At 62.1% G+C, this 3,577-nt stretch carries 4 protein-coding genes and 1 tRNA gene; 2 read left to right on the top strand and 3 right to left on the bottom strand.

The genetic code is table 11. From position 1 onward, the window contains the following. Positions 1-1,082 (bottom strand): TonB-dependent receptor plug domain-containing protein (locus tag ACFFAR_RS28105; protein ID WP_375508897.1); only part of this gene is annotated, 1,082 nt, incomplete at its 3' end. Between the two features lie 95 nt (positions 1,083-1,177). Continuing rightward, positions 1,178-1,600, bottom strand: coding sequence for a DUF2946 domain-containing protein (locus ACFFAR_RS28100; RefSeq protein WP_086383734.1), 423 nt, complete (start codon positions 1,598-1,600; stop codon positions 1,178-1,180). Between the two features lie 198 nt (positions 1,601-1,798). Between ACFFAR_RS28100 and ACFFAR_RS28095 the strand changes: the two genes are divergently transcribed. Continuing rightward, a tRNA-Leu gene (locus ACFFAR_RS28095) sits at positions 1,799-1,885 on the top strand. Between the two features lie 76 nt (positions 1,886-1,961). On the opposite strand, the gene clpP is transcribed toward ACFFAR_RS28095, so the two are convergent. Further along, a complete protein-coding gene (gene clpP, locus ACFFAR_RS28090) occupies positions 1,962-2,561 on the bottom strand; it encodes an ATP-dependent Clp endopeptidase proteolytic subunit ClpP (RefSeq protein WP_375508896.1) in 600 nt (199 codons plus the stop codon). Positions 2,562-2,741: 180 nt separating this feature from the next. Between clpP and ACFFAR_RS28085 the strand changes: the two genes are divergently transcribed. Beyond that, the gene (locus ACFFAR_RS28085; protein WP_375508895.1) at positions 2,742-3,485 is read left to right on the top strand and encodes a sigma-70 family RNA polymerase sigma factor; all 744 of its coding nucleotides are present in this window, start codon (positions 2,742-2,744) and stop codon (positions 3,483-3,485) included. The last annotated feature ends 92 nt before the right edge of the window (positions 3,486-3,577 follow it).

Raw genomic sequence — 3,577 nt, 5'->3', positions numbered from 1 at the left:
CCGCCTATATTCACAAGGCCGCTATACACGGGGTTGCCGGCGGCATCGCGGAGAAACGACTGGGTGTCGCTGTTGTATTTTTGATGCCAGTAGCCGAGCGTGAAGCCGGCTTGCAACGTCGGCGTGAAGTCGTATGCAAGTTTCAGCTTGAACTGGTCCTGGAAGGTCCGCTCGATGCCTTCGGCCGTTACGCCCAAAACTGCGGTTCGCGCGTTGTTCTGGTCGTTGTAGAAGAGCGCGCCGGTAACCGGCCGATCGGTCGTGCGAGCCGGAACATTCGATGCCGCGAGCGTCGCGAATTGCAGCGGCTGCCCGGTGTTTTCCAGATGATTGACGCCGATGAGCCAGGAGAGGTTGCCGTTTTTATCGCCGATGGTCGCCGACGAATTCGTCCCGTTGAAACTGCGGTTCACGCCGAACAGATCGAAATGCTGGCTGAACGCCTGGACGTGGGCGTCGGCTTCGAATTTTTGCGGCATGCGTGTGGTGATCGCGACCGTCGCGCCGATCGAGTTGCCCGGATACAGCGCGGAATATGGGCCGTAGATCACATCGGTGCGGTCGATGTTGTCGGTGAAAACCATCGACCAGCGCGGCGCGAAGGTGAACGTGTTGCCGAGGAAATTGCTGAGCAAAAGGCCGTCGGCGTAGACGAGACCGCGCGCCGTTTGCGAATTGCTCGTGCCGCGTACGGCGATGGGCGAGTTCACGTCGCCTATGAAGCGCTTGCGCACCGCCATGTTCGGCACGTATTTCAGCACGTCTTCGGCCGTCACCACGTTCCAGTATTGCGACTGTTCGGCGGTGACCGTTGCGGTCGTGGAAGGCAGGTCCGGATCGAGCGGCGAACGTGCAGGCGGGCTTGCCGAGCTGGTGACGACCACGGGTGCGAGCTGAACGGTATCGGCTTCGCGGCGTTCGGGCGATGGCGATTGCGGCGTGACGGGAGGCGCGGCGAGTGCAAATGCAGGCGCCATCAGCGAAATCGGCAAGCACGCATGGCGATGAAAACTGAACGCGCGCGAACGCACGGCGGCGCGGCGGCCTGAAGGCTGCCGCGCTCGCTTGAGGAGCTTGAGCATCTGAAAAATTCCTGAATGAGTGGACGAGAGGCCGGCCGGACGCACGCGCTCAAACGGCGCGCATGGTCACGGCAAACGGTCTCTGACGACGGACTTCAGGAAACGACGGGAGGCGCGCGTGGCGACGCGGCGTTGAACGACTTGACGTGTACAGCGCGAACAGCCGGCTCGGCGGCAAGCCGCGTAACGCGTTCGATGCGCACGAGCGCCGCAGCCGGGGCCGAGGCCAGCGGCACGTTGTGCGCGAGCAGTCCGCAATACGAGCAGGCATCGAACGCGTCTCCGGACATGTGATGGCCGGCGTGTTCTTCCCCTTGGGCTTGCGCATTCAACCCGTTCGGAACGGGCGATGCGGCCTGGGTTTGACCTCGGGTGTCGACGGAACACAGCGCCGCGAGGAGATCGAAGCGAGCTTCGCGCGAGGCCAGCGTCTGACTGATCACCGGCGCGACAATGGCAAGCCACATGGCGGCAATGCCGAGCCATGCAACGAAGCGATTGCGCGAAGTGCGGTTCATCGATGTAAAAGTTGTCGAAGTGGACACAAACGAGAATGAGTTGCGATTGTAGGCAGGTCGTTCGCGCGATGCAATGCGGATTGTGGCGCCGCAGGGCCGTGCTCGAAACGCCGTACTGCAGACATTGGTCATCGATTCAGTTAGAATGCCCGGCTCAGTGGCGTGCGTACTCGTAGCGCGTGCCACCAGAAAAGATACGCGTGAGTGGCGAAATTGGTAGACGCACCAGGTTTAGGTCCTGACGGCAGCAATGTCGTGTCGGTTCGAGTCCGACCTCACGCACCAGGCTGAAAAACAAAGCCCCGCAGCGAAAGCTGCGGGGCTTTGTCGTTTCTGTTGCGGCGGGTCTAAGCGGCGGGACTTAAATCCGCTGCTGCAGCACCTCGTCGATCAAGCCATAGTCCCGCGCCTGATCCGCCGACATGAAATTATCGCGGTCGGTATCGCGGGCAACCTCCTCTTCGGTTTTCCCCGTGCGCTCCGCCATGATCGCGTTCAGCCGGCCGCGCAAATACACCACTTCTTTTGCCTGGATCGCGATATCCGCTGCCGTCCCCTGCGAACCGCCCGACGGCTGGTGAATCATGATGCGCGCGTTCGGCAGCGCGTAGCGCTTGCCCTTCGCGCCCGCGTTCAACAGGAACGTGCCCATGCTCGCGGCAAAACCCGTGCACAGCGTGGAGACATCGGGGCGGATGAACTGCATGGTGTCGAAAATCGCCATGCCGTCGTAGACCGAGCCGCCCGGCGAATTGATATACAGCGAAATATCTTTCTCCGGATTCTCGGCTTCGAGAAACAGCAATTGCGCGACAACCAGACTCGCCATCTGGTCCGTCACCGGTCCTACCATGAAGATGATCCGTTCGCGCAGCAGGCGCGAATAGACGTCATAGGCGCGTTCGCCGCGCCCGGATTGTTCGATCACTGTCGGCACGAGGCCGAGGTTCAGCGGATTCATATCTTTGCGGTTCCCGGGTTGTTTTCAGATCACTCAAGAGCGTTCCAGCCCATATGACGCGCGCCGCCGTTCGTGCGTGACATTCGCGGCCGCGATATATTTTTGTCGCCGGCTGTCACGTTCGTCCCGTGCGGGCCGTCATAAGCGTCACAGGTGATGAAGCGCAACAAGGAGAAACGCATGAGCGTTGATATCGAATCACATCGCGACGAAGCGCAGCTCGCCCTCTTCGAGGCGTCCCGTTCGCGGCTTTTTTCGCTCGCCTACCGGATTCTCGGCGTACGCGCGGACGCGGAAGACGTCGTGCAGGATACGTTCGTGAAATGGCATCTGCAGCAACGGGCCGGCGGTATCGATGCGCTCGAAACGCCCGTCGCGTGGCTCACGACGGTTGCAAAACGCACGGCCATCGACCGTCTGCGGCGTTCAGCGCAGGACATGCGGCTGCTCGAGGAATGCGACGGCTTCGATCACGCCCCTTCCGCGCAGGCTCTGGCCGAACAGAAATCCGATTTGTCGTACGGAATGCGTCGCGTGCTCGCGCGTCTGTCAGCTGAGGAACGCGCCGCGTTTTTGCTGCGCGAGGCGTTCGAGGAAGACTATGCGAGCATCGCCAGGATTCTTAACCGCAGCGCGGTGCATTGCCGGCAGATCGTGCATCGGGCGAAAGACCGCGTGCGGGATGACCGGCGGAGCAGCCGGCCGGATACCGCGCCGGGTGCTGACGACGCAATCGAGCCATTACTCGATGCCATCGCCCGGCAGGACGTGCAAGCGCTCGTGGCCTTGACGCTAACCGGAGCCCCGGCGGTGACAACAGCATCTGCAAGTGCGTTCGCGGTATTGCTTACCCATTCGCTGATCGCCCGGCTGCGGCTTGGGCGCATCGCCCTGCCGCGGATTACCGAACCGGCCCTCGCGTAAGCCGGATTTGCCGGGCAAGCGTCCCGCCCGGCGCGGCTGTCTCCTCGCGCCCGCCGCTCATTTCCCCTCTTCTCGCGCGCAAGACGCCTCTT

It is taken from the genome of uncultured Caballeronia sp. (assembly GCF_964243625.1).
GTDB lineage: Bacteria > Pseudomonadota > Gammaproteobacteria > Burkholderiales > Burkholderiaceae > Caballeronia.
This window is presented reverse-complemented; position numbering and strand designations above follow the sequence as displayed.

What these genes read in the sequence shown, in the direction of transcription:
- ACFFAR_RS28100 (WP_086383734.1), bottom strand. Translation starts at nt 1,600, where the DNA reads ATGAACCGCACTTCGCGCAATCGCTTCGTTGCATGGCTCGGCATTGCC.
- clpP (WP_375508896.1), bottom strand. Translation starts at nt 2,561, where the DNA reads ATGAATCCGCTGAACCTCGGCCTCGTGCCGACAGTGATCGAACAATCC.
- ACFFAR_RS28085 (WP_375508895.1), top strand. Translation starts at nt 2,742, where the DNA reads ATGAGCGTTGATATCGAATCACATCGCGACGAAGCGCAGCTCGCCCTC.